This window comes from Erythrobacter sp. HI0063, assembly GCF_001635685.1.
GTDB lineage: Bacteria > Pseudomonadota > Alphaproteobacteria > Sphingomonadales > Sphingomonadaceae > Qipengyuania.
Window position 1 is genome coordinate 47,839 of the sequence record NZ_LWFF01000313.1, and the last position, 26,071, is coordinate 73,909.

The 26,071-nt window shown below is 63.7% G+C and carries 29 protein-coding genes, 1 tRNA gene and 1 pseudogene; 20 read left to right on the forward strand and 11 right to left on the reverse strand.

Annotated elements, in window-relative coordinates:
* Nucleotides 1–10 precede the first annotated feature (10 nt).
* Entirely contained in the window at nucleotides 11–1,060 is a 1,050-nt protein-coding gene (locus A3736_RS11330; protein ID WP_067683032.1) for a diacylglycerol kinase family protein, read from the forward strand.
* A complete protein-coding gene (locus A3736_RS11335; RefSeq protein WP_067683034.1) occupies nucleotides 1,057–1,959 on the forward strand; it encodes a hypothetical protein in 903 nt (300 codons plus the stop codon). Before A3736_RS11330 ends, A3736_RS11335 begins: the two co-directional genes overlap by 4 nt.
* 9 nt (nucleotides 1,960–1,968) lie before the next feature.
* Here A3736_RS11335 and A3736_RS11340 read toward each other — a convergent pair whose 3' ends face one another.
* Nucleotides 1,969–2,472 (reverse strand): DUF2141 domain-containing protein, encoded by a 504-nt coding sequence (locus tag A3736_RS11340; protein WP_067683036.1) that lies wholly within the window; start codon nucleotides 2,470–2,472, stop codon nucleotides 1,969–1,971.
* Nucleotides 2,473–2,760: 288 nt separating this feature from the next.
* Between A3736_RS11340 and rpe the strand changes: the two genes are divergently transcribed.
* The 8 genes from rpe (at nucleotide 2,761) to A3736_RS11380 (ending at nucleotide 11,799) form a co-directional block, all read left to right on the forward strand.
* Nucleotides 2,761–3,435 (forward strand): ribulose-phosphate 3-epimerase, encoded by a 675-nt coding sequence (gene rpe / locus A3736_RS11345; protein WP_067683038.1) that lies wholly within the window; start codon nucleotides 2,761–2,763, stop codon nucleotides 3,433–3,435.
* 77 nt (nucleotides 3,436–3,512) lie between these two features.
* Nucleotides 3,513–5,360: a heparinase II/III family protein gene (locus A3736_RS11350; RefSeq protein ID WP_067683041.1), complete on the forward strand. Its 1,848-nt coding sequence runs from the start codon at nucleotides 3,513–3,515 to the stop codon at nucleotides 5,358–5,360.
* A 5-nt stretch (nucleotides 5,361–5,365) separates the two neighbouring features.
* The gene (gene purH, locus A3736_RS11355) at nucleotides 5,366–6,955 is read left to right on the forward strand and encodes a bifunctional phosphoribosylaminoimidazolecarboxamide formyltransferase/IMP cyclohydrolase (protein WP_067683043.1); all 1,590 of its coding nucleotides are present in this window, start codon (nucleotides 5,366–5,368) and stop codon (nucleotides 6,953–6,955) included.
* 241 nt (nucleotides 6,956–7,196) lie between these two features.
* A complete protein-coding gene (gene msrA, locus A3736_RS11360; protein ID WP_067683048.1) occupies nucleotides 7,197–7,865 on the forward strand; it encodes a peptide-methionine (S)-S-oxide reductase MsrA in 669 nt (222 codons plus the stop codon).
* 61 nt (nucleotides 7,866–7,926) lie between these two features.
* The gene (locus A3736_RS11365; RefSeq protein ID WP_067683050.1) at nucleotides 7,927–8,394 is read left to right on the forward strand and encodes a Fur family transcriptional regulator; all 468 of its coding nucleotides are present in this window, start codon (nucleotides 7,927–7,929) and stop codon (nucleotides 8,392–8,394) included.
* 104 nt (nucleotides 8,395–8,498) lie between these two features.
* On the forward strand, nucleotides 8,499–10,421 hold the full coding sequence (gene dxs, locus A3736_RS11370; RefSeq protein ID WP_067683052.1) for a 1-deoxy-D-xylulose-5-phosphate synthase: 1,923 nt from the start codon (nucleotides 8,499–8,501) through the stop codon (nucleotides 10,419–10,421).
* Nucleotides 10,418–10,999: a hypothetical protein gene (locus A3736_RS17140; protein WP_156502094.1), complete on the forward strand. Its 582-nt coding sequence runs from the start codon at nucleotides 10,418–10,420 to the stop codon at nucleotides 10,997–10,999. Before dxs ends, A3736_RS17140 begins: the two co-directional genes overlap by 4 nt.
* Nucleotides 10,996–11,799: a crotonase/enoyl-CoA hydratase family protein gene (locus tag A3736_RS11380; RefSeq protein ID WP_067683056.1), complete on the forward strand. Its 804-nt coding sequence runs from the start codon at nucleotides 10,996–10,998 to the stop codon at nucleotides 11,797–11,799. The genes A3736_RS17140 and A3736_RS11380 overlap by 4 nt, the downstream gene beginning before the upstream one ends.
* Before the next feature lies 1 nt (nucleotide 11,800).
* Here A3736_RS11380 and A3736_RS11385 read toward each other — a convergent pair whose 3' ends face one another.
* The 5 genes from A3736_RS11385 to A3736_RS11405 all read right to left on the reverse strand — a co-directional run bounded on the left by A3736_RS11385 (nucleotide 11,801) and on the right by A3736_RS11405 (nucleotide 17,788).
* Nucleotides 11,801–12,475, reverse strand: coding sequence for an NnrU family protein (locus A3736_RS11385; protein WP_067683058.1), 675 nt, complete (start codon nucleotides 12,473–12,475; stop codon nucleotides 11,801–11,803).
* A gap of 40 nt (nucleotides 12,476–12,515) precedes the next feature.
* A complete protein-coding gene (locus A3736_RS11390) occupies nucleotides 12,516–13,016 on the reverse strand; it encodes an FKBP-type peptidyl-prolyl cis-trans isomerase (RefSeq protein ID WP_067683152.1) in 501 nt (166 codons plus the stop codon).
* Between the two features lie 5 nt (nucleotides 13,017–13,021).
* Nucleotides 13,022–14,416 carry an amidohydrolase family protein gene (locus A3736_RS11395; protein WP_067683060.1) on the reverse strand — a complete coding sequence of 465 codons (1,395 nt, stop codon included), beginning with the start codon at nucleotides 14,414–14,416 and terminating at the stop codon, nucleotides 13,022–13,024.
* The gene (locus A3736_RS11400; protein ID WP_067683062.1) at nucleotides 14,413–15,795 is read right to left on the reverse strand and encodes an amidohydrolase; all 1,383 of its coding nucleotides are present in this window, start codon (nucleotides 15,793–15,795) and stop codon (nucleotides 14,413–14,415) included. The genes A3736_RS11395 and A3736_RS11400 overlap by 4 nt, the downstream gene beginning before the upstream one ends.
* A gap of 121 nt (nucleotides 15,796–15,916) precedes the next feature.
* Complete coding sequence (locus tag A3736_RS11405) at nucleotides 15,917–17,788, reverse strand: peptide MFS transporter (RefSeq protein ID WP_067683064.1); 1,872 nt, start codon at nucleotides 17,786–17,788, stop codon at nucleotides 15,917–15,919.
* A gap of 265 nt (nucleotides 17,789–18,053) precedes the next feature.
* On the opposite strand from A3736_RS11405, the gene A3736_RS11410 reads away from it, so the two are divergent.
* The 3 genes from A3736_RS11410 (at nucleotide 18,054) to A3736_RS11420 (ending at nucleotide 19,006) form a co-directional block, all read left to right on the forward strand.
* The gene (locus tag A3736_RS11410; RefSeq protein ID WP_067683066.1) at nucleotides 18,054–18,395 is read left to right on the forward strand and encodes a GntR family transcriptional regulator; all 342 of its coding nucleotides are present in this window, start codon (nucleotides 18,054–18,056) and stop codon (nucleotides 18,393–18,395) included.
* A gap of 182 nt (nucleotides 18,396–18,577) precedes the next feature.
* Nucleotides 18,578–18,862: an integration host factor subunit beta gene (locus A3736_RS11415; protein ID WP_067683068.1), complete on the forward strand. Its 285-nt coding sequence runs from the start codon at nucleotides 18,578–18,580 to the stop codon at nucleotides 18,860–18,862.
* A 59-nt stretch (nucleotides 18,863–18,921) separates the two neighbouring features.
* Nucleotides 18,922–19,006, forward strand: a tRNA-Leu gene (locus tag A3736_RS11420).
* 11 nt (nucleotides 19,007–19,017) lie between these two features.
* Here A3736_RS11420 and A3736_RS11425 read toward each other — a convergent pair.
* Nucleotides 19,018–20,232, reverse strand: a complete 1,215-nt coding sequence (locus A3736_RS11425; protein WP_067683069.1) for a site-specific integrase — start codon at nucleotides 20,230–20,232, stop codon at nucleotides 19,018–19,020.
* Nucleotides 20,232–21,068 (reverse strand): hypothetical protein, encoded by an 837-nt coding sequence (locus A3736_RS11430; protein WP_156502095.1) that lies wholly within the window; start codon nucleotides 21,066–21,068, stop codon nucleotides 20,232–20,234. The genes A3736_RS11425 and A3736_RS11430 overlap by 1 nt, the downstream gene beginning before the upstream one ends.
* Before the next feature lie 490 nt (nucleotides 21,069–21,558).
* Between A3736_RS11430 and A3736_RS11440 the strand changes: the two genes are divergently transcribed.
* The 6 genes and pseudogenes from A3736_RS11440 to A3736_RS18030 all read left to right on the forward strand — a co-directional run bounded on the left by A3736_RS11440 (nucleotide 21,559) and on the right by A3736_RS18030 (nucleotide 23,597).
* Nucleotides 21,559–21,849 (forward strand): hypothetical protein, encoded by a 291-nt coding sequence (locus A3736_RS11440; RefSeq protein ID WP_067683075.1) that lies wholly within the window; start codon nucleotides 21,559–21,561, stop codon nucleotides 21,847–21,849.
* A complete protein-coding gene (locus tag A3736_RS17145) occupies nucleotides 21,842–22,033 on the forward strand; it encodes a hypothetical protein (RefSeq protein WP_197465587.1) in 192 nt (63 codons plus the stop codon). Before A3736_RS11440 ends, A3736_RS17145 begins: the two co-directional genes overlap by 8 nt.
* A complete protein-coding gene (locus A3736_RS17675; protein ID WP_067683077.1) occupies nucleotides 22,026–22,364 on the forward strand; it encodes a hypothetical protein in 339 nt (112 codons plus the stop codon). Before A3736_RS17145 ends, A3736_RS17675 begins: the two co-directional genes overlap by 8 nt.
* Nucleotides 22,364–22,552 (forward strand): hypothetical protein, encoded by a 189-nt coding sequence (locus A3736_RS11450; protein WP_067683079.1) that lies wholly within the window; start codon nucleotides 22,364–22,366, stop codon nucleotides 22,550–22,552. Before A3736_RS17675 ends, A3736_RS11450 begins: the two co-directional genes overlap by 1 nt.
* A 1-nt stretch (nucleotide 22,553) precedes the next feature.
* Nucleotides 22,554–23,006 (forward strand): annotated as a pseudogene (locus tag A3736_RS18285) (bifunctional DNA primase/polymerase); the annotation flags it as partial.
* 114 nt (nucleotides 23,007–23,120) lie between these two features.
* Complete coding sequence (locus A3736_RS18030) at nucleotides 23,121–23,597, forward strand: hypothetical protein (RefSeq protein WP_233999360.1); 477 nt, start codon at nucleotides 23,121–23,123, stop codon at nucleotides 23,595–23,597.
* A gap of 268 nt (nucleotides 23,598–23,865) precedes the next feature.
* Here the strand turns inward: A3736_RS18030 and A3736_RS11460 are convergent, their stop codons facing one another.
* On the reverse strand, nucleotides 23,866–24,273 hold the full coding sequence (locus tag A3736_RS11460; RefSeq protein WP_156502098.1) for a hypothetical protein: 408 nt from the start codon (nucleotides 24,271–24,273) through the stop codon (nucleotides 23,866–23,868).
* 2 nt (nucleotides 24,274–24,275) lie between these two features.
* Entirely contained in the window at nucleotides 24,276–25,109 is an 834-nt protein-coding gene (locus A3736_RS11465; RefSeq protein WP_067683087.1) for a hypothetical protein, read from the reverse strand.
* Between the two features lie 174 nt (nucleotides 25,110–25,283).
* Here A3736_RS11465 and A3736_RS11470 point away from each other — a divergent pair, with 174 nt between their 5' ends.
* Nucleotides 25,284–25,628 carry a hypothetical protein gene (locus tag A3736_RS11470; RefSeq protein ID WP_067683088.1) on the forward strand — a complete coding sequence of 115 codons (345 nt, stop codon included), beginning with the start codon at nucleotides 25,284–25,286 and terminating at the stop codon, nucleotides 25,626–25,628.
* Here the strand turns inward: A3736_RS11470 and A3736_RS11475 are convergent.
* Nucleotides 25,607–25,924, reverse strand: a complete 318-nt coding sequence (locus tag A3736_RS11475; RefSeq protein ID WP_197465588.1) for a hypothetical protein — start codon at nucleotides 25,922–25,924, stop codon at nucleotides 25,607–25,609. The genes A3736_RS11470 and A3736_RS11475 overlap by 22 nt on opposite strands.
* Between the last annotated feature and the right edge of the window lie 147 nt (nucleotides 25,925–26,071).

Below are 26,071 nucleotides of genomic sequence, written 5' to 3' on the forward strand. Positions count from 1 at the left end.
GAACGGTTCGATGAGCAGCTCCATCCACGAATTCGGCGACAGGCCGGACGCAGATCGGCCAGGCGCGGCTGCGATCGGGCGTGCTCCGCGTGGACCGGACAAGGCGAACGCGAGCGCCCCGCGTGTCGGCGTGATCTACAATCCGCGCAGCCACCGCAACAAAGGGCAGGATCTGGCGCTGGGCGATCGCGAGCGCGTGATGCTGGCGACGCCGGAAAAGCGCGGCCAGATATCCTCCGTCCTCGAAGATTTCGCCAAGAACGGCATCGATTACCTGATCATTAGCGGCGGCGACGGTACGGTGCGCGACGTGCTGACATGCGGTGCAGAAGTGTTCGGCGACGATTGGCCGGTGCTTGCCGTGCTGCCCAAGGGCAAGACCAACGCGCTCAATGTCGATATCGGCGCTCCGGCGAATTGGTCGCTGGCCGAAGCCATCGACGCCTTCGAGACCGGCAGTCGGGTCACGCGCCGCCCGCTCGACATCAGCGCGCTGACGGGTGAGAGCGAGCGCCTGCCGGTACGCGGGTTCATTCTGGGCGCAGGCGCCTTTACGCTGGGCGTGCGCGCTGGGCAGGACGCGCATTCGATGGGCCTGTTCGACAGTCTCGCCGTCGGCATGACAAGCGCTTGGGGCGTGGTGCAGGGGATGTTCGGGGCGAACGACAATCCCTGGCGGCGTGGAGTCGAGATGACGGTCCGGCTATTCCCCGGAGGCGAGAAATTGGCGCATTCGGGCCATGGCGATCCCTCGCGGCGGATGATCCTGATGGCATCGACCCTGCACCGCATGCCGCTGGGTCTGAAGATGTTCGGCACGAAGCGCAGCGGGCTTAAACTCGCCGTGCTCGACCGGGCGCGGCGGCGGATGATGGCCAGCCTTCCGTTGATCCTGGCGGGCTGGCGGCCCGGCTGGCTGGAGCGCGGGGGCTATCACCAGCGCGATGTCGAGGCGTTCGAATTCGAGATCGGCGATCAGTTCATTCTGGACGGAGAGGCCTTTCCCGCCGGGCGCTACAGAGTCGCCCAAGGGCCCGAACTGACCTTTGTAAGCGCGTGAGCGACACGCTCCATGGGCGGGTCGCGGCAAGCCTTGCGGCGGATGTGCGCGGCGAAGTGGCCGGGTTCGCACAGGCGCTCGCCCGTGAAGCCGGGGCCGATGTCGTGCTGTTCTACGGGTCGAACCTGCGGACCGGATCGCTCGACGGAGTGCTGGATTTCTATCTGCTTCTGCCGGGCCGACAGCAGGAAAGGATCTGGCCGCGCGTCGGCTATCACGAGCGTGAGATCGAAGGCATGGTTTTGCGCGCGAAGACGGCGACACTGTCGCTCGAACAATTCGCGAAGGCCGCCGCAGGCCGATCCCGCGACACCACGATCTGGGCGCGATTCGTCCAGCCGAGCGCGCTGGTCTGGGCCAGGGATGAGGGTGTGCGCGGGCAAGTCGTCGAGGCGGTAGCGAGTGCCGCCGTGACTGCAGGAACGCTCGCCGCGGCGCTCGGCCCGGCAAAAGGGCCAGCGAACACCTATTGGAAAGCGCTTTTCCGCGAGACCTATGCGGCCGAATTCCGGGTCGAGCCGCCGGGCCGGGAGGATTCGATCCTCGCTGCGAACGAAGCGCATTTCCACGGCCTGCTGCCGCTCGCCTGGGAGGCTGCGGGCATTGCGTTCGAGCGGTCGGGCGATGAGCTCGTCCCGCATGTCGAGGCCGCGGAACGGCGCCGCATTCTCCGCTGGTGGACCACGCGCAGGCGGCTCGGCAAGCCGCTCAACATTCTTCGGCTCGCCAAGGCCACCACCACTTTCGACAATGCGGCGGCCTATGGCGCGTGGAAGCTGGAGCGGCACACCGGCATCGCGCTCGAAGTCACGCCCTTCCGCGCGCGTCACCCTTTACTGGCGATGCCCGGCGCGGCTTACGAATTGTGGCGTGCGCGGCGCAAAAAACGCACCGGATAGCGGCGCGCCTCAGCGGTAGCGCATGGTGATCGAAATCGATTCGACACCGCGCCCTACATCGAAGCCGACCTTCTTGTAGCTCGGCTTGCCGAGATTCCAGATGTTGAGCGACGGGTTGTTCGACATCGCTCCACCATCGGTCGACAGGTCGGTCTTGCCGTTATTGTTGACGTCGTGCCGCACGGCGATGCCGTAATGGCCCGATGCGGGCAGCGGCATGCAGACGCGCATCGAACCGGCGCGCGCAGGCAATTCGATCCGGTTCAGCCAGCGGCCCGATTCGAGCCAGTCGTCCTTCGTCGCGCGATAGGACTGGATGCGCATCGTGCCGCCGCCGGGCTTGATGCCGGTTATGTTGACCCACACGGCGGAGCCCGCATTGCAGCGCGCCGGATCGTGGCGCAATTCCTGCGCATATTGCGCCATCGCGGGCGTTGCCGAACCGAGCGCCATCAGCGCGACAGCGCCGGCGCCACAGAGGGCCGAAAGCTTGGTCGATTTGGGTAAAGCCATGGTATTTTCTGTCCGTTCATGTCGCGCGCGCCGGTCGCTCGGAAGAGCGGTACGAGACCGGTTATGCGCTGGATATGGCCCGGCAATAGTCTTCCGGCGCTTAATTAGGGCTGAATTTGCCCGCGAACACCCCTCTTGCGGGGGGTGCTGTTCGGTGGATAAGGTGAGGCCTAACGCTTGTCGTTTGCCGTCTTGCCCCCCTATCGAGCGCGCACGCCCGCGTATCCGGCGTAATCGGCCCATCGGCCGGGTCGCCGGATCGATCAAACACCGTCTGTCGAGTTCGCCATGGCCGCGCCGCTCATTTCCCCCTCCATCCTTTCCGCCGATTTCGCACGGCTGGGCGAGGAGGTGCGCGCGATCGACGCTGCGGGCGCGGACTGGATCCATGTCGACGTGATGGACGGGCATTACGTCCCCAATATCACGATCGGCCCGGCAGTGGTCAAAGCCTTGCGGTCGCACACCGACAAGCCGTTCGACGTCCATCTGATGATCGCGCCGATCGATCCGTATCTGGAAGCGTTTGCCGAGGCCGGGGCGGATATCATCACCGTCCACCCGGAGGCGGGGCCCCATATCCACCGCACGCTCCAGGCGATTCGCGGGCTGGGGAAGAAAGCGGGCGTCGTGCTCAATCCGGGCACGCCGGTCGAAGTGCTCGACAATCTGATGGACCTCGTCGACCTGGTTCTGGTGATGAGCGTCAATCCCGGCTTCGGCGGGCAAAGCTTCATCCATTCGCAGCTGGCCAAGATTTCGGCGATTCGCGATCGCATCGACAGGACCGGGCGGGATATCCGGCTGGAGGTCGATGGAGGCGTCAACGCCGAGACCGCGCGGCTGTGCGTCGAGGCGGGGGCGGATGTGCTCGTCGCCGGATCGGCAACGTTCAAGGGCGGGGCCGAGTGCTATGCCGAGAATATCGCCGCGCTGAAGGCCGCCGGGGGCGAGGCGGCGTGAGTGACGGCTCGCTGAAAATGCGGCGAGCCGGGCCGGACGATGCGGCATCCGACTCGTTGCGCGAGAAGGCTCCCACAATGGAGCGCGAACAGAGCGCCTTTCCCTTCGACGATGTCGCCGATGACGAGCCGCATGCGCTGGCCGGTGCCGATCCTGTGGAGCGCGAACCCGTCGCCGATACCGCTCCGCTCGAATCGAGCCGGGCGCTTGCGCTGGCCGATTTCTCCGTGCCGCGCACCGGGCCGCTCGATGCGATCCTGCGGTGGGCTTACCGCGTCGGCATGTCGCCCTCGCTTCTCGCCTCCCCCTTGCGCAAACCATCGAAGCCGCGCCTTCTGGCGACGGTGGACAGCCCACTATCGGGCGAGAACGGCCTTGGCGATCGCGGGGCGGGCATGGCGCTCAGGGCGGGCCATTTCCTCGTCAATGGCGTGCGCGCTCCGATCGCGCAGATGGATTTTGGCCCCGGTGCGCGCCTGACGCCGCCTTTCGCGCGCAGCGTTCACGGCTTTTCCTGGCTGCGCGACCTATCCGCCTGCGCTCCGCGCGAGCATTGCGTTGCGGTGGCGGAGCGTGTGCTTGGCGCCTGGCTCGATGCCAATCCCGAAGGCACCAAGGGCCCGGCCTGGACGGTTGAGCGTGCGGGCCAGCGCCTGATGGCCTGGCTGATCCACGCGCCGAACGTGCTGGTGGGCGATCGACCGGCGCTGCGCCCCCGATTGCTCGAAGCGATGGCGCAGACCGCACGCTGGCTGGATCGTCATGTCGAATCGGCGGAGGATTGCTTCGGCGCGCTGACCGGCTGGTGCGCGATCGTGGCCGCCGGTCTGCTGCTGCCCGATGGGCGCGCGCGGCGCGTCTATGGCGAGGCGGGCATGCTGCGCGCTTTGGGCGAGGCGGTGAGCGACGATGGCGGCGTGTTGTCGCGCAGCCCGCTGGCGCAGATGGACGCGATCGCGCTGCTTGTCGATTTGGCTGCCTGTTATAATGCGGTCGGCCGTGCGCCGCCGCGCGCTATCGAGACGATGCTCGGCCTGCTGGTGCCGCCGCTCCTCACGCTGCGGCATGGGGATGGCGGGCTGGGATCGTGGCAGGGCGCGGCGGCAACGCCCGCCGCCACCATAGAGGCGCTGATCGCGGCGAGCGGCGTGCGCGCCCGACCCGCAAGGGATACCAGCCATTGGGGCTATCAGATGGCCAGCGCGGGCCGCAGCGTGCTCCAGTTCGACGCCGCGCCGCCGCCGCGCCCGCGCCACGCCCGCTTCGGCTGCGCCTCCACGCTCGCGTTCGAATTCTCGCATGGCGACCAGCGCATCGTGGTCAATTGCGGCGGGGCGGAGCTGGCGGGCGGGCAAGTGCCGGTGCGGATCGAACAGGGCCTGCGCGCCACCGCGGCCCATTCGACGCTGGTGCTGGACGATGCCAACAGCACGGCGATCCTGATCAAGGGCCAGATCGGCAAGGGCGTGGAAGAAGTCGATGTCACGCGCAGCATGGTCGAAAGCGGCAAGCGCAAGGCAGAACGGCTGGAGGCGAGCCATGACGGCTATGCCTCGCGCTTCGGCCTGATCCATCGTCGCATCCTGATGCTGTCGAGCGATGGCGGCGAATTGCGCGGCGAGGATATTCTCGAACCCGCAAAGAAGCGCGGCCAGCGCGGGAAGATCGGCTTTGCGATCCGCTTCCATATCGGCCCGCATATCGAATTGCGGCTGGCCGAGGACCGGCGCGGCGCCGGGCTCGCTCTGCCCGATGGGAGCTATTGGCAATTGCGCCTCGGCGGTGTCGAAGGCGAGCTGGGTATTGAGGAGAGCCTGTGGGTCGATGGCGAAGGCCGCCCGCAGCCGATCCAGCAATTGGTGATCGAGGGTCTGACCTCGCGCGGCGGGGGATCGTTCCCCTGGCTGCTCAAGAAAATGGGATAGATTTTGTGACGGACGTGACAATCAAACGGGCGCTGTTTTCGGTGTCCGACAAGAGCGGATTGGCGGAACTGGGCAAGGCCCTCGCGGCGCGCGGCGTCGAACTGGTGTCGACCGGTGGCACGGCGAAGACGCTGCGCGATGCGGGGCTCGAGGTGAAGGACGTGTCCGAAATCACCGGCTTTCCTGAGATGATGGACGGGCGCGTGAAGACGCTGCATCCCAAGGTGCATGGCGGCCTCCTCGCAGTGCGCGACGATGCCGATCACGCCGCCGCAATGGACGAGCACGGGATCGGTGCGATCGATCTCGTCGTGGTCAATCTCTATCCCTTCGAAGCGACCGTGGCCAAGGGTGCGGAGCGGGACGAGGTGATAGAGAACATCGATATCGGCGGGCCGAGCATGGTGCGCTCCGCCGCGAAGAATCACCGCTTTGTGACCATCCTGACCGATCCCGCCGATTACGACACGCTGATCGAAGAGCTGGAAACGCAGGACGGCGCGACCGGCACCGATTTCCGCAAGCGCATGGCGGCCAAGGCCTTTGCCGCGACCGCCGCCTACGACGCGGCGATATCGCAATGGTTCGCCTATGCCGATCAGGGCGAGATGTTCCCGGCCAGGCGCGCCATGGCGAGCAGTCTCGCGGGCGAATTGCGTTATGGCGAGAACCCGCACCAGAAGGCCGCGCTGTATGTTCCCCAGCGCGTCGTCGCCAAGGGTCTGCCCCAGGCCGAACAGGTCCAGGGCAAGGAGCTTAGCTACAACAATTACAACGACGCCAATGCGGCGCTGGAGCTGGCGGCCGAGTTTGCGGGCGGCGATCCGGCCGTCGTGATCGTCAAGCACGCCAACCCCTGCGGCGTGGCGCAGCGCAAGAATTTGCTCGATGCGTGGACCGACGCGCTCCATTGCGACAGCGTTTCGGCGTTCGGCGGGATCGTGGCGACCAACGTGCCTTTGGATGGCCCGACCGCCGAAGCGATCTGCCAGATCTTCACCGAAGTCGTGGTCGCGCCCGGCGCGGACGATGCGGCGCGCGCAGCCTTTGCGAAAAAGAAGAATCTGCGCCTCCTCATCACCGATGGCCTCCCCGATCCGCGCCGCCCAGGCGTGACGCAGGTGGTGATCGCGGGCGGGCTGCTGGTACAGACGCGCGACAATGGTGCGATTTCGGAAGAGGATCTCAAGATCGTCACCAAGCGCCAGCCGAGCGAGCAGGAGCTGAAGGACTGCCTGTTCGCCTGGACCGTGGCGCGCCACGTCAAGTCGAACGCCATCGTCTATGCCAAGAACGGCGCGACCGCCGGGATCGGCGCAGGCCAGATGAACCGCCGCGATTCCAGCCGCATCGCCGCGATGAAGGCGAAGGAAGCAGCGGAAACCTACGACTGGGCCGAACCGCGCACCAAAGGCAGCGCGGTCGCTTCGGACGCGTTCTTCCCCTTCGCCGATGGCTTGCTGGCGGCAGCGGAAGCGGGCGCGACCGCGATCATCCAACCGGGCGGATCGATCCGCGACGAGGAAGTGATCGCCGCCGCCGACGAGCATGATCTGGCGATGGTCTTCACCGGGATGCGCCACTTCCGGCACTGACGGCTCGCTTTGCCGGGCCGGACGCTCGCTTCGCCGCGCGTTCATCAAACTTGCAGATTTTATTAAGCCGGTGGAAATCGCCGGTCGCGTATCCACATGGGCAAGACGCAAGAAAGATAAGAAACATGCCCCTCTTCACCTCCGACCTCTATCGCAATTTCGGCATCGGCTTCCTGCTCGGCGGGATTGCCGTGGCGCTGACCAATCCCGGCCTCGGCCAGGCCGTCACCACGCTGTTCGCATGAAGATTCGCTCCTCGCTCCTCGCCGCCGCGACTCTGGCTCTCGCCGCCTGCGGAACCGCCAATGCCGCCGAAGTGGTCGCCGCTCCGCAAGCCGAGCGCACCGCCAAGGAAAGCGGCCTCAAGACCGCGATCTTCGCGGGCGGATGCTTCTGGGGTGTCGAAGGCGTGTTCAGCCATGTGAAGGGCGTGAAAAGCGCGGTGTCCGGCTATCACGGTGGGACCAAGCGTCAGGCGAATTACGATCTCGTCTCTTCGGGCATCACCGATCATGTCGAAGCAGTGAAGGTCACCTACGATCCTTCGGTTATCCGCTACGATCAATTGCTGCGCATCTTCTTCTCGGTCATCGCCGATCCGACGCTGAAGAACCGCCAGGGCCCCGATCGCGGCGCGCATTACGATGCAAAGCTGGTCCCGATGTCGGGCGAACAGCTCGCCGTCGCCAAGTCCTACCTCGCCCAGATGAAAAAAAGCGGCAAATGGTCGAAGCCGATCGTGACGGACGTCGTGCGCGCGCAAGCCTTCTATCCGGCGGAAACCTATCATCAGGATTTCGCGGCGAAGAATCCGAACCACGGCTATATCCAGCGCTGGGATGCGCCCAAGATCGCGGCGCTCAAGCGTCTCTATCCCGGCGTCTACAGCGCAAGCTTCCAGCGCGACTGAGGCGGGCCGCACGCCGCCGGTCCGGCTTGCAGGCGGGAGCCGCGCGGCCTACCTTCCCTGCATGACGCATCACAACCACGGACATGAAGAGCACTCCGGCGAAGCGCTGACCGAAGCCGCGCGCGGATCGCTGACCGAAGCGGGCGAACAATGGACCGGCATGCGCCAGGCCGTGTTCGAAGAGCTCGCCCGGCACGAAATTCCTGCCTCCGCCTACGATATCGCGGACAATCTTTCGAAAACGCGCGGCAAGCGCGTGGCCCCCAACAGCGTCTATCGTATCCTCGACCTTTTCGTGCGTACCAATCTCGCCAATCGCATCGAAAGCGCCAACGCCTATCTCGTCAACACCCATCCCGGCTGCCGCCACGACTGCATTTTTCTGATCTGCGACGATTGCGGGCGCGCCAGGCATCTGGATGACGGGCGCGTCACCGGGGCTCTGCGCGAGGCAGGCCATGATGCGGGCTTTGCCGATGTTCGCCCGGTGGTGGAATTGCGTGGGTTATGCGACAATTGCGCTGCGTGACGAAAGGCTGAGCGCCGCGTCATTTCCCGCTCACGAATTGCTCATGCCGCGCCGTTAGCACCCGTTATCGACAGGGCCGAATGGCGGGTATAAGGGTGGGTGTTATGAATTCACCGCCCAAGACCCCCCTGCTCGACACTGTCGATCTTCCCTCCGACCTTCGCCAGCTCAAGAAGGACCAGCTTCGCCAGCTGTCCGACGAATTGCGCAGCGAGATGATCGATGCGGTCAGCACCAGCGGCGGGCATCTCGGCTCGGGCCTCGGCGTGGTCGAATTGACCGTGGCGATTCATTACGTGTTCGATACGCCCCAGGACAAACTCGTCTGGGATGTCGGCCACCAATGCTATCCGCACAAGATCCTGACCGGACGGCGGGATCGCATCCGCACTCTGCGCCAGGGCGGCGGCCTTAGCGGCTTCACCAAGCGGAGCGAGAGCGAATACGATCCCTTCGGCGCGGCGCATAGCTCGACCTCGATCAGCGCGGCTCTGGGCTTCGCGATGGCGAACAAGATGCAGGACAAGCCCGGTCGGGGCATCGCGGTGATCGGCGATGGCGCGATGAGCGCGGGCATGGCCTACGAAGCGATGAACAATGCCGAACAGGCGGGCAATCGCCTGGTCGTGATCCTCAACGATAACGACATGTCGATCGCGCCGCCCGTGGGCGGCCTCTCCGCCTATCTGGCGCGCATGGTGTCGAGCAGCGAATATCTCGGCCTGCGTACGATGGCCTCGAAGATCGCCAAAAAGCTCGGCCGCCGCGTCTGGGGCGGGCTCGAAAAGGCCGAGGAATATGCGCGCGGCATGGCAACGGGCGGCACTCTGTTCGAGGAGCTGGGCTTCTATTATGTCGGCCCGATCGACGGGCATAATCTCGAACACCTCATCCCGGTGCTCGAAAACGTGCGCGACAGCGAACAGGGCCCGGTCCTGATCCATGTCGTGACGACCAAGGGCAAAGGCTACGCGCCTGCCGAAAACAGCGCCGACAAATATCACGGCGTGCCCAAATTCGATGTCGTTACGGGCGAAAAGGCGAAATCCAAGGCCGGGCCGCCCGCCTATCAGAACGTATTCGGCGATACGCTGGCCAAGCTCGCCGAAAGCGACGATCGAATCTGCGCCATTACGGCTGCCATGCCTTCGGGAACGGGCGTCGACCGCTTCGCGCAGGCGCATCCGGACCGCGCCTTCGATGTCGGCATTGCCGAACAGCATGGCGTCACCTTCGCCGCAGGGCTCGCCGCGCAGGGCATGCGCCCCTTCGCCGCGATCTATTCGACCTTTCTCCAGCGCGCCTACGACCAGGTGGTGCATGACGTGGCGATCCAGAACCTGCCCGTGCGCTTCGCGATCGACCGCGCAGGGCTGGTCGGCGCGGACGGCAGCACCCATGCCGGATCGTTCGACGTGACCTATCTGGCAACCCTGCCCAACTTCGTGGTGATGGCCGCAGCGGACGAAGCGGAATTAGTCCACATGACCTATACCGCCGCCGAATACGACGAAGGCCCGATCGCCTTCCGCTATCCGCGCGGCAATGGCGTGGGCGTGGAACTGCCGGAAACGCCGCAGAAGCTGAAAATCGGCAAGGGACGGATGATCCGCGAAGGCTCCAAGGTCGCGATCCTGTCTCTCGGCGCGCGCCTCGAAGAAGCGAAGAAAGCCGCCGACCAGCTGGAGGCCAAGGGGCTGTCGACGACAGTCGCCGACCTGCGCTTCGCCAAACCGCTCGACACCGCGCTGATCGAGCGCCTGATGCGCACGCATGAGGTCGTGGTCACGGTCGAGGAAGGCGCCGTCGGCGGTCTGGGCGCGCACGTCCTCACCTTTGCCAGCGACACCGGGCTGACGGACAATGGCCTCAAAGTGCGCACCATGCGTCTGCCGGACATGTTCCAGGACCAGGACGATCCGATGAAGCAGTATGACGAAGCGGGGCTGAATGCGCCGCAGATCGTCGACACGGTGCTGGCCGCCTTGCGGCATAATTCGGCAGGTGTGGAAGAGGCGCGGGCTTGAATCCTTTTGAGGCGAATATTGATTGGCAAGCTCTCGCAATCCTGCTGTCAGGGCTCGCAGCTGTATCAGGCGCCGTATGGATAGCGGACCGGCAAAATCGGCTTCGCCATGATGAAGTTCGAATCGCACTTTTCGACCGCAGACGAGAAACCCTGCGCCTTTTCGATACTTTATCAGGAGAATGGTGGCGGGGCGCTAGACTGCCGGAAGAGAAAGAGGCCGCCCTGCGCGAGTTGGTTCGTGATATAGAATTGCTCTACGGCGAGGTGGTCCAGCAGCAGGCTAAGAGACTTTTCGAAGATACCGTTTTTCAAAACATGTTTGCACAACATGCTAGGCTCTATGGCGATGAGAAAGATGATAAATGGCTTGAAGCAATTGAACGTGGACAAGATCGGCTTGAGGCGATCGCCAATCGATTGCCTGCGCTCCGCGAGTTGCTCGTGAACGCGACACAGGTGGGCAGAACGTTTGACGTGGCAGATATTCAAGCGGATAAATTTAATTGGAAACGCTGGCGGGGGCGGCGATCGGCAACCAAGAAAACCAAGCAAAAAGCAGAGAGTGAAGCGAAATGAATCAATCTCTGCTGACCGTGGAAACAACCAATCACTTCATCACCTTAACTCTCAACCGTCCCGACAGCATGAACCCGCTCGGGGCATCGGGCGATGGCGATGCCTTCGCCGCCACCTGCGACGCGATCAACGGCGATATCGACGTGCGCTGCGTGATCCTCACCGGAGCGGGCAGAGCCTTCAGCGCGGGCGGCGATATCAAGGCGATGAAGGACAAGACCGGCAATTTCGGCGGCACTGCGCCCGAAATCGCGGACGGCTATCGCAACAACATCCACAAGATCCTGCGCGCGCTCTACGGATTGCGCGTGCCGCTGATTGCCGCAGTCAATGGGCCGGCCATCGGGCTGGGATGCGATCTTGCCTGCCTCGCGGACATGCGCATCGCCAGCGATAGGGCGAAATTCGGCGTCACTTTCCTCAAGCTGGGCATCATTCCCGGCGATGGCGGCACCTGGATCCTGCCGCGCATCATCGGCGAGGCGCGGGCGGCGGAGCTGTTCTATACCGGCGATGTGATCGATGCCGATACGGCGCTGGACTGGGGCCTCGTCAGCCGGGTGGTCGAAGCCGATACGCTGATCGACGAAGCGCGTGCGCTGGCCGCGAAAATCGCCGCGATGCCGCCGCACGCCTTGCGACAGGCGAAGAATCTGATGCGACAGGGGCGCGGAACCAGCTACGATACGGCGCTGGAAATGGCCGCGAATGCGCAGGCGCTGATGCACACCACTGCCGACCATGCGGAAGGGGTGGACGCGCTGCTCGAAAAGCGGAGTCCTCGCTTTACCGGCGCCTAGTTCAGCCGATCCAGCGCCAGATACCGGCAGGGATGCCGCCGGCCCCGATATGGACCCAGGTGACGCCGAGCCACCCGGCGATGCCGACCAACCACAGAAGCGGGCTCACTCCGGCAAGGCGAGTCCAGCGCGGCCAATAGCTGGTCCGCTGCTCCCACCCCGCCCAATCCGCGCCCATCAGCGCCTCCTTCTTGCGATCCTGCAGGCGCGCACCGATCAGGGCCAGGCTCAGGATGGCGAGCGCCACGATCACCGTGCGCCAGCTCCACCACAGGACGATGTGCGATATCGCCCACAGGGCGAAACCCCACATCATGGGATGACGGGTGACTGCGAATACGCCTGCGGGATTGCGCGCCGCCGCCTTACGTGCGCCGGGCGCGGGCAGGGCTGGATTGCCTTTTAGCGAGCCGAGAAAGAGCACGAGCGCCGGCAGAGTGAGAACCGTGGCGACGATCCAGCCCACTGTACCGCTGCCGCCCAAATCGGCGCTTGGCGCCTGTTTGAAAGCCAGATACATCCAGGCCATGCATCCCGCCGCGACGAGGCTGTAAACGCCGCGAAACGCGCCTTCGCCCATCATGGCGACCAGCGGCGCGCGCAGGGGGTGCGACAGGGCGAAATGCGTGCCCACCAGCGCGATCGAGGCGGCGGCGAGCGAGGTCAGCGGGTCCATGGTGTTGTCTCCCCAAGGTTTCCGCGACCCGTGATCCGATCTAGTCGCCCGGTATGTCGATCAGCTGGACCTTGAACAACAGCGTCGCGCCGCCGGGGATCGGCCCCTTGCCGGTCGGACCGTAGCCGAGATCGGCGGGCACGGCGATTTCGATCGTGTCGCCCACGCCCATCAGCGGGATCGTCCTCTGCCAGGCGGGGATCAGGCGGCCGAGCGGAAAGGTGGCGGGCTCACCCCGTGCAAAGGAGCTGTCGAACACTTCGCCATCGGTGAAAGTGCCTTCGTAATGCACCGTCACTGTGTCGGCCACGCTGGGATGCGCGCCGCTGCCGTCGCCTTCCGTGCGGCGCCAGCGCAGGCCGCCGTCGAGGAAGCGCCAGCCATCCGCCGCGTCCAGCCCGGCCAGATAGGCCTGCTGGCCGTTCATCCAGGCGATGTCCTGCGACCTGTCCGGCCCCGCATCGGGCGCGGTCTGGGCGAGGGCGGCATAGCCCCCCACCGCCACGAAGGCCGCGGCGAGCGTCAGGATCGTCGATCGCATCTCGCTCACCAGTCGTAACCCTTGGGCAGGTCGCTGGTGTCGAGATCGCGATAGCGATCCTTGAGGCGGCTCTGGTGGTTTTCGAGCGGCTGTTCGACCCCATCGATGAAGACCCGCGTGGGCATCGATCCGACTTCCAGAGGATCGCCGTCCCACATCACCACGTCGCCCATGCCGCCGGGCGTCAGCATCCCGGCACGGCCCGACAATCCGCTGATCTGCGCCGGGACCGATGTGATGGTGGCAAAGGCTTGGCCCCAGCTCAGCCCGTCCGCACCCGGCACGCGCGACAAGGCGACTAGATTGCCCGCATACTGGTTGAGATTGCGGGGGTTCTCCATGGCGGCGGCGTTGATCGCCACGCGCACGCCCGCTTTGACCATGCGGCCGATATTGGACTGGGTGGAGGCCAGCTCCTCGAAATTGGTCGGCAGATCGTCGAGCCCGTCGGCGATTACCGGGACATTGGCCGCCGCGATCTCGCGGGCGACCAGCCAGCCTTCGCTCGCGCCGACCAGCACCATGTCGAGGCGCGGGAAGTCGCGCTTCAGCGCCAGCGTGGCGAGAATGTCCGACGCGCGCTCCACCATGACGTAGAGCTGCTGTTCGCCCCGCACCACCGGCACCAAAGCAGCGGCATCGAAGCGGGTCAGGAGCGAATCGTCGCCGCGCTCGGTCTGGTTGTCGGCGAGGCGCGGATCGATCGGCAGATCGTCACCCGTGCTCTGTTCCGCCGGGCGCGAGGCGACGCCGGGGATCTGCCCGTCTTCGCCGAACTGGTTCGCCTCGCGCAGGGCGTTGCGGAACAGGGCATGCGTGCTCGCCCGGCTGCCGCCTGCAAGCCGCGCGCCGCTTTCGCCCAGCGTCACGACCTGGAAGGCGCGCGCCCGCGTGATCGGGTTCATGTCCGCGCCCAGATCGATGATCGATCCCTGCCCGCCGAAGATCGAGCTCGACGGCATTGTCACGCTCGCCGCGCGAGTCACGCCCGCAGCGCGATGGACCAGGATGTGCTGCGAATTGGGATTGATCGCGGGGGCCACGTCGAGCGCGGCGCTGAAAGGCGAATTGCCCGCGCTGGTATCGTTCGATTCGCTGACCGCGCCGACATCCCACAGGCCGAGCGAGGTCACGCTGGCGACGAGGCCGGGCGTCACCCAGCTCCCCGCGCCGTCGATCGTCTGGACGCCAGCGGGCACGGCCACGCCGGAGCCTGCCGCGACCACCCGTCCGCCGCGCACGACGACGGTGGCGTTTTCGACCGGATCGCTGCCGTCGCCGGTCGCGACAGTGGCATTGGTGATGGCGAAATCCTGCGCGGCGAGAGGGCCGGCGAGAGCGGCGGCAGCGCCTGCGAGAGCGGCGGCAGCGCCTGCGAGAAGGAGCGAGAACCTGTTCATTTCACGTCTCCTTCACCCGGCTGGCCAAGCTCGAAATCGCTCACCGGCCTACGCTTCCTGTCCATCGCGTCGAACAGCAGAGCGCCATCAACCCAGACCTTTTCGGGCCGCGAATAGACCGACAGCGGATCGCCGTTCCACAGCACGACATCGGCCATCTTGCCCGCCTCCAGGCTGCCGGTCATCTCCTCGATGCCCATCGCCTTGGCGGCGTTGTAGGTGAACCAGCCGACCACTTCGGCATCGGGAATGTCGATCCCGGCGCGCCGCCCGGCGGCCTGTGCCTTGGCGGCTTCCTGGTTCAGGCGCTGGATTCCGTTCGCATCGTCGGAGTGGATCACGACGCACGCGCCCGCCTGGCGCAGGAAGGCGGCGTTTTCTAAAATGCCGTCATAGGCTTCCATCTTGAAGCCGTACCAATCGGCCCAGATCGCGCTGCACACATCGTTTTCGCGCAGCAGATCGCCGATCTTATAGGCTTCCACCGCGTGGTGGAAGGCGGTGACCTTGTAGCCCATCTCCTTGGCCATATCCATGACCAGCGCCATTTCGTCGGCGCGGTAGCAGTGGTTGTGGATCAGGATGTCGCCGTCGAGAACGCCCTTCAGCGTCTCCTTGCCCAGATCGCGCTTCTTGCCGTCGTAAGCCTGCGCATCGAGCCACATCTGGCGATTGACTGCGAAATTGCCCATCCGGGTCGAAGGCATCCGGCCGCGGCCGCCATAGACGCGCTTGGGATTTTCGCCGCAGGCCATCTTCATCCCGTAGGGCGCGCCGGGAAATTTCATCCCCTGCACCGTGCGCGAGGACACGTTCTTGAGCGTGACCGAGCGCCCGCCGGTGAGGTTGGCGGAACCGGGCAGGATCTGGAGCGCCGTCACGCCGCCATTGGCGAGCGCGCGGGTGAAGCCGGGATCTTGCGGCCACACCGAATGCTCGGCCCAGACTTCGGGCGTCATCGGGCTGGTCGCCTCGTTCCCGTCGGAATGGGCGTCCACGCTGGGCGTGGGGTAGTCGCCGAGATGCGAGTGGATGTCGATCACGCCGGGGGTGACGAACTTGCCGGTGCCGTCGATCCGGTCGTAGCCTGTCGTCGCGAGCGAGGCATCGCCCACGGCGACGACCTTGCCATCGCGGAAAAGCACGGTGCCGTTGTCGATCCGCTGGCCGCGCCCGTCATAGATCGTCGCGCCGACCAGCGCGGTCGGGCGGCCGGGATAGGGCTTGTAGGTCGAAGCGTAGGGCGCTTCGCCGCTCGCAGTGGTGGGCGCGCGGGTCGATGCCGTCTCGCCATCGGTTCCGGTCGTGCTGCACCCGGCAAGCGCGGCGGCGGCGATCAGCCCCAGCGCGGTGAGCGGCGTCTTCAGATATCTGGCCATGAAACCCCATTCCCCTGAGCCCCTTTTCGGGGTCTGAATCAACAGGGCCGGAGCATCGCGCCCCGGCCCCATATTGGTCAAGTCCGTTCGTCCGATATGCGACGAATGGCGGCAGATCGGATCAGCGGTTCTGCTCGTGAACGCCCGGTGCCTGCGGATTGGTCGACGGGTGCATGCCCGCCTCCTGCGGCTCCAGACCGGCACCCGCCTGGCCTTCGAGATCGTCGCCGACATCGTCGTCGCGGATCGTGTCGAGGTGCAGCAGCTTTTTGACGAACGGGCTGAGGACCATGACGCCGACACCGATGCCGACTGCCCACCAGCCGACGGTCCCGTAGACGTCGAGCACCAATTGCTTGCCCGCCTCTTCGCCGACGCCTTCCGCGCCGGTCGCCGAAGCGATCAGGCCAGCGGCGAAGTTACCCGTCGCGGACGCGAAGAACCACGTGCCCATAACAAGCGACGCGATGTGCGCCGGGCTCAATCGGTTCATCGCCGACAGACCGACTGGGCTGAGGCACAATTCGCCGGTCGTGTGCAGCAGGTAGATGAGGAAGATGAAGATCACGGGCGTCGGCACGTTCACGCCGACACTGTTCGCGCCCCAAACCAGGACCAGGAAGCCGAGACCGACCTGGACGACGGCGAGGCCGAACTTCATGGGCGTGCTGGGCTCCGCCCCCTTCGCGGCGAGCTTCTGCCACAGAATGGCGAACAGCGGGGCCAGCAACACGATGTAGATCGCGTTGACCGACTGGAAGATGGAAGCGCTGACGCCTTGGGTATCGACATGGCGGTCGGTGAACAGGTTGAGGCTGGAGCCCGCCTGTTCGAACAGCGCCCAGAACACGATCGAGGTCAGGATCAGGAACATCGCCGCGAAAATGCGGTCGCGTTCGTGGAAGGTCTTCACCAGCGATTGCTGGATGAGGACGCCGATCAGAACCACAAGCGAAGCGCCAGCGGCGTAGGGCGCGGCAGCGCCACCCTGCGATGCTGCGATCAACGAAACGATCAGACCGACCGCACTCGAGATATAGACGAAGAACGGCACCGTCGGCGCCTGCTTCCACGAGCCATAGGCCATCTGGAAGGTCACGATGGCGAGAACGTAAGCCACCAGCGCGCCGCCGAAGCCGCCGAGAAGGACGCCGACGAGTTCCTGATACTGGATGGCCAGCCAGCAGAGTGCGACCATTCCCAGGCCCGCCGCGTAGATCAGATATTCCTTGCCGCCAGCGATACGTTCCGGGTGCTGCGGTTCACCCTTGCCGAGCAGCAGGGGTTTGCCGATGACGAAGAAGACGAGGCCGATCAACATGCCGAAACCGGCAAGGCCGAAGCCGTATTCCCATCCGACCGTCTGACCGAGATAGCCGCAGATGATTGATGCGGTCGCCGCGCCGACGTTAATGCCCATGTAGAAGATCGTATAAGCCGGGTCGCGGCGAATATCGGTGCGCGAATAGAGCTGGCCGACGAGCACCGAGATATTCGCCTTCAAGAAGCCCGAGCCGACGATGATCAGTGCCAGAGCCAGCCAGAAGACGTTGAGCATCGGGTTGTCCTGGCCCAACGTTCCATCACCTTCAAAGGCCATGAAGAAGTGGCCGAAAGTCAGCAGCACGGCGCCGAACAGCACGGCCTTGCGCTGGCCGACATAGCGGTCGGCCAGATAGCCGCCGACGACCGGGGCGATGTAGACCAGCGCGGTGTAGGCGCCGTAGATCACCGAAGCTTCGCTGTCGGAGAACAGCCAGTGCTGGACGAGGTAGAAAATCAGCAGGGCGCGCATGCCGTAATAGGAGAAGCGCTCCCACATTTCGGCCATGAACAGCAGGAATAGGCCCTTGGGGTGCCCGATGACCTCTTGCTGCGGGCGGGTGACGAGGACCATCCCGCCGATCAGAAACGATACCAGCGCAATCACTGCGATGCGGAAGGCCCACATCTCGTACGCGGAACCGAATGTGAAAAAGGCACCTTCGACCATGAGTATCCCGTATCCCTAATTTTTTCGGAGCGCACTGCGACGTTGCGCGACCGCTCCTCCCCGAAGAAACGCGCAACCTAACGGGTTCGGCGCGCATGTGAAGCCTTAGTTACAGCGGCAACAGATTTCGTATCGGCCTGAGGCACTCCCTTCGGAGTTAGGGATGCCCACGGCGTACAAAATTGCGTAAAGTACGGGAACCTTGCGCGCCACGCTGTATTATGGCACTGATGCAGCAATCGGTCGCCAGCCATTGGGATCCGCGATGAAAAGCCAGTCAAAACCCGTTTATCTCAAACTGCGCGACCTGATCGCCGCCGCGATCCTCGATGGGCGCTATGCCGAAGGCGCGATGCTTCCATCGGTGCGCGCGCTGGCGGCGGAACAGGGGGCCAATCCCCTGACGGTTGCCAAGGCCTATCAGCAATTTCAGACGGATGGGCTGGTAGAAGTGCAGCGCGGTGTGGGCATGTATGTGGTCGAAGGCGCGACCGAGCGGCTCAAGGCATCCGAGCGGCGCCAGTTCGTCGAAGAGGAATGGCCCGCGATCCGCGAACGGATCGATCGGCTTGGCCTGGACGCCGAGGATCTGCTTTCGCCAGCCTGAGACAGCGCGAGCTCTGCCAACGCGTCATCCTAGGCCGCAGGCGATTGCAAATCGCGTATGCAATGCGTATCAGCGCGGGAAACGCCGAGCGGGTCGCTTGCAAAGATCCGGGCGCGGTGTTGCAATGGGTCGCGAAAATTACGGGCATGGGTGGGGCCATCCTGGCACGCCGGGAGCATTAGATGATACGATCCGAATTGCTGAATACGCTTGCCAAGGACAATCCTGGCCTCAAATCCGAAGAGATCGAACAGGTCGTCGATATATTCTTCGATGAGATCGCTCAACGCTTGGCCGAAGGCGGCCGCGTGGAATTGCGCGGTTTCGGCGCATTCTCGACGCGCGAGCGCGCGGCGCGCACCGGGCGCAACCCGCGTACCGGCGAATCGGTGGACGTTCCGGCCAAGCGCGTGCCCTATTTCCGCCCCGGCAAGGAAATGCGCCGCGCCCTCAACGACGAAGAATAGGCGCGCGCCCATACGCGAGATTGCGGCCATCGCGCCCGCGCGCTAGGCGATGACCCATGGCGGGTGTGGCGGAATGGTAGACGCCGGGGACTTAAAATCCCCTGTCCTTTGGGCGTGCGGGTTCGAGTCCCGCCATCCGCACCATACTGAAATTATTAGGCTTTTTTCCGCTCTCGGGCGTTCGCCAGCGAAGCGATTTTCGGGGCCGTGTGTAACTCTGGTGTAATTGCGTCAGAGAAACTGGCGTCCAGGCTGCTAACCGATTCGTCAACGTGGGCGTCCGCGAGCTGGGTGTAGCGCAACACCATCTGCAAGGTTTTGTGGCCGCTCACGCGCTGGATCGTCGGAAGGTCCACGCCTTTCTTGACGAGTTCGGTAATAAGGGTGTGCCGCAGGATGTGGGGGGTTACCCTGTCCGGGTCCAAGCCTGCCCGTTCGACCGTCCGGGCGAATTGCTTGCTCATGGTCGTGCGATGTTCGGATTTCGCATCCGCCCGGCTGGTGGGGAAGAGCCAACCCTTCGGACGGCCTCGTGCCTGCCATTCGTCCCGGAGCCGCGTGGCGAGGCTCGATAGGATAGGCTGCTCGCGCGTCCCGGCCTTCGCCTGCGGGATATGGATGCGGAGACTGTCGAAACCGACCTGTTCCCATTTGATCCGCAAAATCTCGCTGTGCCGCATTCCGCTACCCATGGCGATGGCCACGAAAAGCCATGTAGCGGGATCTTGGTCGCCGATCGCTGCACGCATCAACGCGGCCCGCTCGGTATCGGTCAGCGTCTCGATCTGCTTCCGCGTCTCGCCGAACTTGTCGATCCGGGGCTTGGTCCTGACCCATTTCCATTCCACCGCGCGATTGAGCATGTGGGAGAGCGTCGATAGCTCGCGGTTGATCGTGGCCTTACTGGCGCCCTCGCCGGTTCGCTGCTCGACAAAGGCCGCAATCTGCTCGTCCTCGATACGATCCAGCCGGGCAGACTTGAAGAACGGGGCGAGCTTGTCGCGCACATGGGCCTGTTTGCGGGGGAGGTTCTTGCCGTGCTTCGGATGGCCCTTGATCCGCTTTAGATAGTCCTCGGCGGCTTCCTTGAACAACCGATGGCGCTTGCGGCGCTCGGGTAGGTCTAGCGTTCCCTCGCGGGCCTTGGTGCGAAAGGCTGCAATGGCGTCCTCGGCCTGCTGGCGGGTGGTGCCTTGGCTCTCGCGGCCAATGACGCGATGGATGCGCTGTCCATCGACCATGATGTTGACCGAATAGCGAACATCGCCGCTCGCCTGCCGCCAAGCTGTGATGCCGTGTTCGGTCAGGCGGTCACCGGGCTTTAGGTTTCGGATGGCTGGACGAGTGAGGGTGTCGAAACGGAGGGCCACTAGAAGAGGTCACTTATCGAGAAGTCGTCACCTCTTGCCACCGCCATTTCCGCGGCTCGCCGTTTGGAGCTTCGATAGAGGGTCCGTCCTTCCTCCTCAGCTTGGAGATAGGGTGCGATAGCTTCGGAATGGGCTTCGTTTGCTGATAACTCTCGTTCGTCAGCACCTTCCAATAGCTCGATCAGAGCGAGTGCGTGTCGCTTCGCTTCGGGCGGCAGCTCCAGACGCTCAAGTTGCTCTCGTTCGCGCCACCGTCCTAGCTCCCGGCGGTCCATGTCGGCGACACCCGCTAATCGCCCCAAAATGCCCCCTAGCTGACCTTCTGGTCGGCGGGGTGTCGCGCTAGAATTTCCGAATAACCTGCCTTTCATATAGGACTGTTCCCAAGGCGATATTCCGAAATCGCGAAGGTGTTCCATAAGCTTCAGGGTTTCCTGGCGGGCTGCGTAAAGCGCATCCCACGTCCGGCTTACGAACTCATCGTCGTAGGGGTCGTCAGTTCTCACAAGATGATTGGGCAACCGTCGAAACATCTCCAACACCGCGCCAGCAGTTTTTCGATCCTTGTGCCAACGCTTGCCGGTCATCTGTTCAATCTCTGCGATCTCAGCAGCGAATTTCGCCAGAAGGCGCTCTGTTTCGGAAGAACGTTGGCCCCCGTCCGCCTCGAAGCTGACGATTAAACGCTTTTCGACCTCTTGGGTGATCGAGCGACCATTCTCATCCGCAGCGGCCTTAAGCGCATCGCGAACACTCGGCGCAGTACGAACCGCGATTGCAGCCTTTTTTGTCTCGCCGTCGTGATGCGCGGGCCGTCCACCCTTGTTCTTGCTCAAATCAAAATCCTTCGGGGGTTTCCGCAATACATACGCGACAGCGCTCTTGGCGGTCAAGGCGCTTAGTGGTATTGCATGGACATTGCAGTATGCCGAAGGAACGAAAGGAGATAATGCAATGCAAGTCGTCGCAACGCCTGACGGGAGGGTGAGCCGTGCCGAAGCTGCTCGCTTTCTCGGCTTCCGGCCAAAGACGCTGGCCGAGTGGCATCGCCTCGGGGTTGGCCCGAAGTCGCACCTCGTTGGAGGTCGCCGGTTCTATTCTCTGGAAGACCTGCGGGCCTACGCTGACGGATCAAAGCTCGTCCGGCCTGAGGCGGCTTGATCCAGCATCATTACACCAAAACGAAAGGCCGCCCCGATGGTGTGGGACGGCCTCAATACTGCGTCTGGAAATGGTCGGTTAGCACCATGGACTTAGCGGAGCGAATGCCTTCGCGCAAGCCTGTGGCGACGATTTCCTTTCGCAGCTCTGCGAGAAGGAAACGACATGGAAGAGACTTTTTCGGCGCTCGCGCGCCCTGTAATCGAGCGTCAGCGCAAGCCTAAGCTGGGCGTCCGCAACACCGCCGTGCGGGTCTTGGTGGACTCGCTTCCCTGCGAAACACCTGACCGTCGCGGAGGGGTTTATGCCTTCGCCGAATGGATCATTGCCGGTGCGCGGACCTTCACGGCGGCGAAGCGCCGGGCCGGTCTGTTCTCTCCCAAGCCACTGTCCAAGACTGAGGCTGCGGAAGCGCTGCGCAAGGCACTCGCCCAGGTGGGAGGCGCCCGTGGTTGACCATCCTCTTCGCATTGCCGCCTTGGCGATCCTGAACAGCGGCGTCCGCCTCACTCGTCGCGCCGGTTCCTTCGCAGGGGAATGCGTGGCCGATCCGCGCCCGTTGACGGAAAAACAGGCCCATTGGTTTTCTCAGTTGGCTGAGCAAGCCGGTGTTGAGTGGGAGGGCTCGGAACATGGTTGATCCCAAGCACTATGGTAGGGGCACCGCTGCCGGGCACAAAGGGCACAGCGCGGCGGCTCGCCAGAATAGCGCGGAAGCCGCATCTGAGGTCACGGAGACACTTGCCCGCCGCCATCGGCAAATGATTGCTGCATGGACGCCCTACGGGGTGGCTGGGGCCATCCCGGAGCAAATCTCCAATGACCTAGGGCTTCCCGTCCATGTGATCCGGCCACGCGCCGGGGAGCTGGTAAAGCGCAAGCTGCTGTTCGAGGTCGGCAAGCGGCAAGGCGGGCTCGGCTGTCGGGTGATGGCCTACAGTGTCACCGCTCCAGCCGACGGTGCCGCGTGATGGATCGCGGCACCGTAACGCTGTCGCAGGACGGGGCGGGTGCTTTTGTAATTCGCCTCGATCCGCCCGATCCGAACTATCCCGAAGAACAGCGCTTCGATGATATTCGGGACGCTCGCGGGATGATGGGCGGTCTTCGCCTCGTCCTCGGTCGGCGAAAGGTCGATCTGTTGAAGGCGGGGGGATGATATGGGCCTCTTCGCCGAATGGCAGCCAGCCTATGCGGAAGCTGGGATAGCCACCTTTCCTGTCGATGGGATCGCCAAGCGCCCCGCTGTCGGAAATTATCTGAAAGCCGGGTGCAGGGCGTCCAAGCAATGGGCGCTCAAATTCCCTGCGGTGGATGCCTTGGGATTCGCGTGCGGTTCCCGGAACGGTGTCACCGTCCTCGATGTGGACGAGGCTCGCGAAAGCCTCTTGGGAGATGCCTTCGCCCGGTTCGGTCGATCTCCTGTCGTCATTCGCACGGCCTCGGGCAAGTTTCATGCGTGGTATCGCCACAATGGCGAGAAGCGCAAAATTCGAGCCGATGGGTTCGATGGACCAATCGACATTTTGGGAGGCGGTTTCGCCGTTGCGCCTCCTTCGCGTAGCAGCGCGGGCCAGTATGAATTTCTCGAAGGCTCGCTTGCCGATCTGGCCAATCTCCCGCCAATGCGATTGCCCGATGCGGTGGCGAATGATGACGTCGAGCAAGCGGCGCAGTCGGACACGATAGGGGAGGGGCAGCGGAACAATTCGCTTTGGATCGCGTGCATGAAGGCTGCGCCTTCCTGCCAATCGCTCGATAGCCTGCAACGCTTCGCTCGATCGCTAAACGAAAGCGGAGAATGGTCGCCTTTGCCAGCCGACGAAGTTGGACGGGTGGCAGGGAGTGCTTGGCAATGTCACATCGAAGGCCGCAATGGCTTCGCGGGAGATACGTTCGTGCAGGTGCCGACGCCGACATTCGATAATCTGGCTGCAAGTGCTGATGCGAGCTACCTTTACTGGCTGCTCAAGCGCAATCACTGGGGTCGCGAATTTTGCATCGCCAACGAATGGCGGAAACACCTGCCGGATGGTGAATGGTCCCGTCCGAAGTTCACCGCCGCGCGCCAATTTCTGGTCGATAACGGTTTCGTCGTGATGATCCGCCCTGCCATCAAGGGCGTCGGTCCTGCGCTGTTTCGGTTCGCCGATCAATTTGGCCCCGATGGTGTTCAGGGGGGAGGCAGGGGGAGAGGGGTGTAGTGTTACTTATTGGTGCTCGATTTCGCGCACCCAAAATGGACATCGCGCCTCTACGCCTGAGCAATCCACAATCGGCCGATCTTGACGAGGTCGAACCGATCCCGCTGCTCCCGATAATACGGGAAAAAACGGGAGCGGCATGGCCGAACCGGTGGAGCGGCCCCGCGTAAATACGCGGTAAATACGCGAGGCGCGCCGTTGCACAGACGAGAAAACCCGCCGCCTCCGGGGAAGCGACGGGTCAATAAAAAAGAGGCCGGATATTCAGCTAGGCGGTGTCGAAGATAACCGGCTGGTGCCAGCGTTCGCAATCGTCCTCGAACTCGATTTGCTTGAAGGCATTGAAGCCGGGAAACAGGGCGTTCGGCCCGCTGCTGCCTCGGTCATCGCTGGCGGTGCAATAGTCGCTATCGGCATCCTCGCCGGGATCTGCAATCGGACAGCCGGGGTAGGGCATTGCCCCTTCGCAGCCGGTTTGATGATCGTCCTCGGCGCCGGTGCCGTCCAGTTCATCGCCATCGGGCTCTAGGTCGGGGTCCCCATCCCATGCATCCAGCCGGTCAATAAGTTGCTCGCATAGGTCTGCCAGTGCATCACGTGACAGGCGGCGAACTGCGCTATCGAGCAAGGCGGCGGACGGGAGGCCCGAAGGCCCCCCGATGATCTGCGCGCCCACGATCAAGCAACCTTCGGAAGGAGGCTAGCGGCGTCGGCGGCGAGCTGCTTCGCGATGGCAGAGCTTTCATGCCATTGGTCACCGCCAAGGAAGGTAAGCTGCGTGGCGAGCTTGTAGGCCAGTGCAGCGGCATTAGGCGCCGGAAACAACATCAAGGCCGTGAAGGCGTCACCCTGCGCTGTCGCCAGCGTTTCCATCGTCGCTTCTTGGAGGTTGCACTCTGCGCTTCCGAATGGATGCGGATTGCCGATCGCATGGTGTGCGTCCACGGCGGATTTCGCCCTCTCGTAATTACGGCAAAGGGTATCCCAATCGGTAGGGGCTACAACGGCGCTGACGGCGTCGGACTTGCTCCGGATCGCGGCCTTGACTTGCTCGCGCCCGCCGGTCGTGTCGAGTTGCCAGAGCAAGGATTTCAAGCCGTCATTGGTCGGGACTGGCGTAAGCAAGGAAACTTCGCCCTCTACATCGGTCCAGCCGCCACCAAGGCGCTCGAACTGCACCAACCACGCCGTGGCGCTGAATGTGCGCGAGGGCTTGCCGTCGAGCTTGCGCAGTCCATTCAGGACGGCTGCAATACTGTCCTCGCACGGAATGCTGTCCGGATCGGCCCACACGATTTCCGCCATCGCGCGAACATCGCTCACATTCTGAGGGCTTTGACGAAGAAGGCGGCGCTCAGCCGTGTAAACCGCGTCCATCGCGATTTGTTCGACTTCGCTGCTGGTGGTTTCGACGGGCAGCGCGTCCAGTGCGGCGCGGGCGTGGCCGTAATCGGCTATCGCGCGGTCAAAGGCGCTTTGCGTGCTGGCGGGGGTGGTGGTAGTGTTGGTCATGTCTTGCCCTTTTTACGGAAGGGTTGGAACAGGTGGCCGGTTGAAGTTGCCGCTTCACCGGTCACCGCCTTGGCGGAATGCCTTGGCTGAGCATTATATAACGGACATGGTTAATCGGATCAAGCGTTATATAACGGCATTGCCATTTCTAGCTTGCGGCGTTAGGTAGCGCTCATGGCAAGAACCAACGCAGAGCGGCAGGCCGCTTATCAGAAACGAAAAAGCAAACGCCTCGCGGAGTGCGTCACTCCCGATGATGTGATTGAGGCTGTGCGCCTGATGTACGAGCAATTTCGGGAGGATACGCCGAACGAGGAGCTTCCACCCTTCGATCAGTGGCTACTGGGCTTGAGAGGTCAGAGAGGCGCAAAACTCTGGCAGGGGATGGGGGGCTTCACCTCAATCAAGGTTGCGGAGGACGTAGACAACTTCGCTCCTCAAGACGCGGCCCTACTTCTGAAGGTGGCGGCGGTCGTTCGAGCGATAAATTTTCCGCCTCAGCCTTCATCAAGTAAGTAGCCGGGCGGCGGCGGGGGCACCGTCTGAACGGGACATTCTGCCTCCTCGGCATACTGCCTCACAAGGTCCCCGATACTGTCGTCCGAATTGGCAAGGCTCGCTTCGTCCGCCAGCATGGACAGCCCTGTAATGCGCTCCTCTTCGCTACTGGCGCAAAGGACCATTTCGACCGCCTCGCCGATATTGGGGCTGACCTCACGCTCGGCGGCGCACCCTGCGATAGCCAAGGAGAAGAGGGCGAGCGCTGCGGTTCTGTGCATCGTCACATTATGCGCTTGATCGTCGGAACGGTCCATAGCGACGGCTGGGCCATCGATGATGATACACCAAGAGAACTCCGAACGCTTGGCGTCGGACTTGGCTAATTCAACGTGTTTGGCGCAAGCGGCATAGTCGAGAGGTCCGCGATGGCCTCTAGCAAACCGAACTCCCACGCTGCCCAC

Bases quoted from the DNA above. Each gene is read 5' to 3' on its own strand.
- A3736_RS11330 (WP_067683032.1), top strand. From the start codon at position 11: ATGAGCAGCTCCATCCACGAATTCGGCGACAGGCCGGACGCAGATCGG.
- A3736_RS11340 (WP_067683036.1), bottom strand. From the start codon at position 2,472: ATGGCTTTACCCAAATCGACCAAGCTTTCGGCCCTCTGTGGCGCCGGC.
- rpe (WP_067683038.1), top strand. From the start codon at position 2,761: ATGGCCGCGCCGCTCATTTCCCCCTCCATCCTTTCCGCCGATTTCGCA.
- A3736_RS11350 (WP_067683041.1), top strand. From the start codon at position 3,513: ATGGAGCGCGAACAGAGCGCCTTTCCCTTCGACGATGTCGCCGATGAC.
- msrA (WP_067683048.1), top strand. From the start codon at position 7,197: ATGAAGATTCGCTCCTCGCTCCTCGCCGCCGCGACTCTGGCTCTCGCC.
- A3736_RS11365 (WP_067683050.1), top strand. From the start codon at position 7,927: ATGACGCATCACAACCACGGACATGAAGAGCACTCCGGCGAAGCGCTG.
- dxs (WP_067683052.1), top strand. From the start codon at position 8,499: ATGAATTCACCGCCCAAGACCCCCCTGCTCGACACTGTCGATCTTCCC.
- A3736_RS11380 (WP_067683056.1), top strand. From the start codon at position 10,996: ATGAATCAATCTCTGCTGACCGTGGAAACAACCAATCACTTCATCACC.
- A3736_RS11385 (WP_067683058.1), bottom strand. From the start codon at position 12,475: ATGGACCCGCTGACCTCGCTCGCCGCCGCCTCGATCGCGCTGGTGGGC.
- A3736_RS11390 (WP_067683152.1), bottom strand. From the start codon at position 13,016: ATGCGATCGACGATCCTGACGCTCGCCGCGGCCTTCGTGGCGGTGGGG.
- A3736_RS11395 (WP_067683060.1), bottom strand. From the start codon at position 14,416: ATGAACAGGTTCTCGCTCCTTCTCGCAGGCGCTGCCGCCGCTCTCGCA.
- A3736_RS11400 (WP_067683062.1), bottom strand. From the start codon at position 15,795: ATGGCCAGATATCTGAAGACGCCGCTCACCGCGCTGGGGCTGATCGCC.
- A3736_RS11405 (WP_067683064.1), bottom strand. From the start codon at position 17,788: ATGGTCGAAGGTGCCTTTTTCACATTCGGTTCCGCGTACGAGATGTGG.
- A3736_RS11410 (WP_067683066.1), top strand. From the start codon at position 18,054: ATGAAAAGCCAGTCAAAACCCGTTTATCTCAAACTGCGCGACCTGATC.
- A3736_RS11415 (WP_067683068.1), top strand. From the start codon at position 18,578: ATGATACGATCCGAATTGCTGAATACGCTTGCCAAGGACAATCCTGGC.
- A3736_RS11440 (WP_067683075.1), top strand. From the start codon at position 21,559: ATGGAAGAGACTTTTTCGGCGCTCGCGCGCCCTGTAATCGAGCGTCAG.
- A3736_RS17675 (WP_067683077.1), top strand. From the start codon at position 22,026: ATGGTTGATCCCAAGCACTATGGTAGGGGCACCGCTGCCGGGCACAAA.
- A3736_RS11450 (WP_067683079.1), top strand. From the start codon at position 22,364: ATGGATCGCGGCACCGTAACGCTGTCGCAGGACGGGGCGGGTGCTTTT.
- A3736_RS18030 (WP_233999360.1), top strand. From the start codon at position 23,121: ATGAAGGCTGCGCCTTCCTGCCAATCGCTCGATAGCCTGCAACGCTTC.
- A3736_RS11465 (WP_067683087.1), bottom strand. From the start codon at position 25,109: ATGACCAACACTACCACCACCCCCGCCAGCACGCAAAGCGCCTTTGAC.
- A3736_RS11470 (WP_067683088.1), top strand. From the start codon at position 25,284: ATGGCAAGAACCAACGCAGAGCGGCAGGCCGCTTATCAGAAACGAAAA.
- A3736_RS11475 (WP_197465588.1), bottom strand. From the start codon at position 25,924: ATGGACCGTTCCGACGATCAAGCGCATAATGTGACGATGCACAGAACC.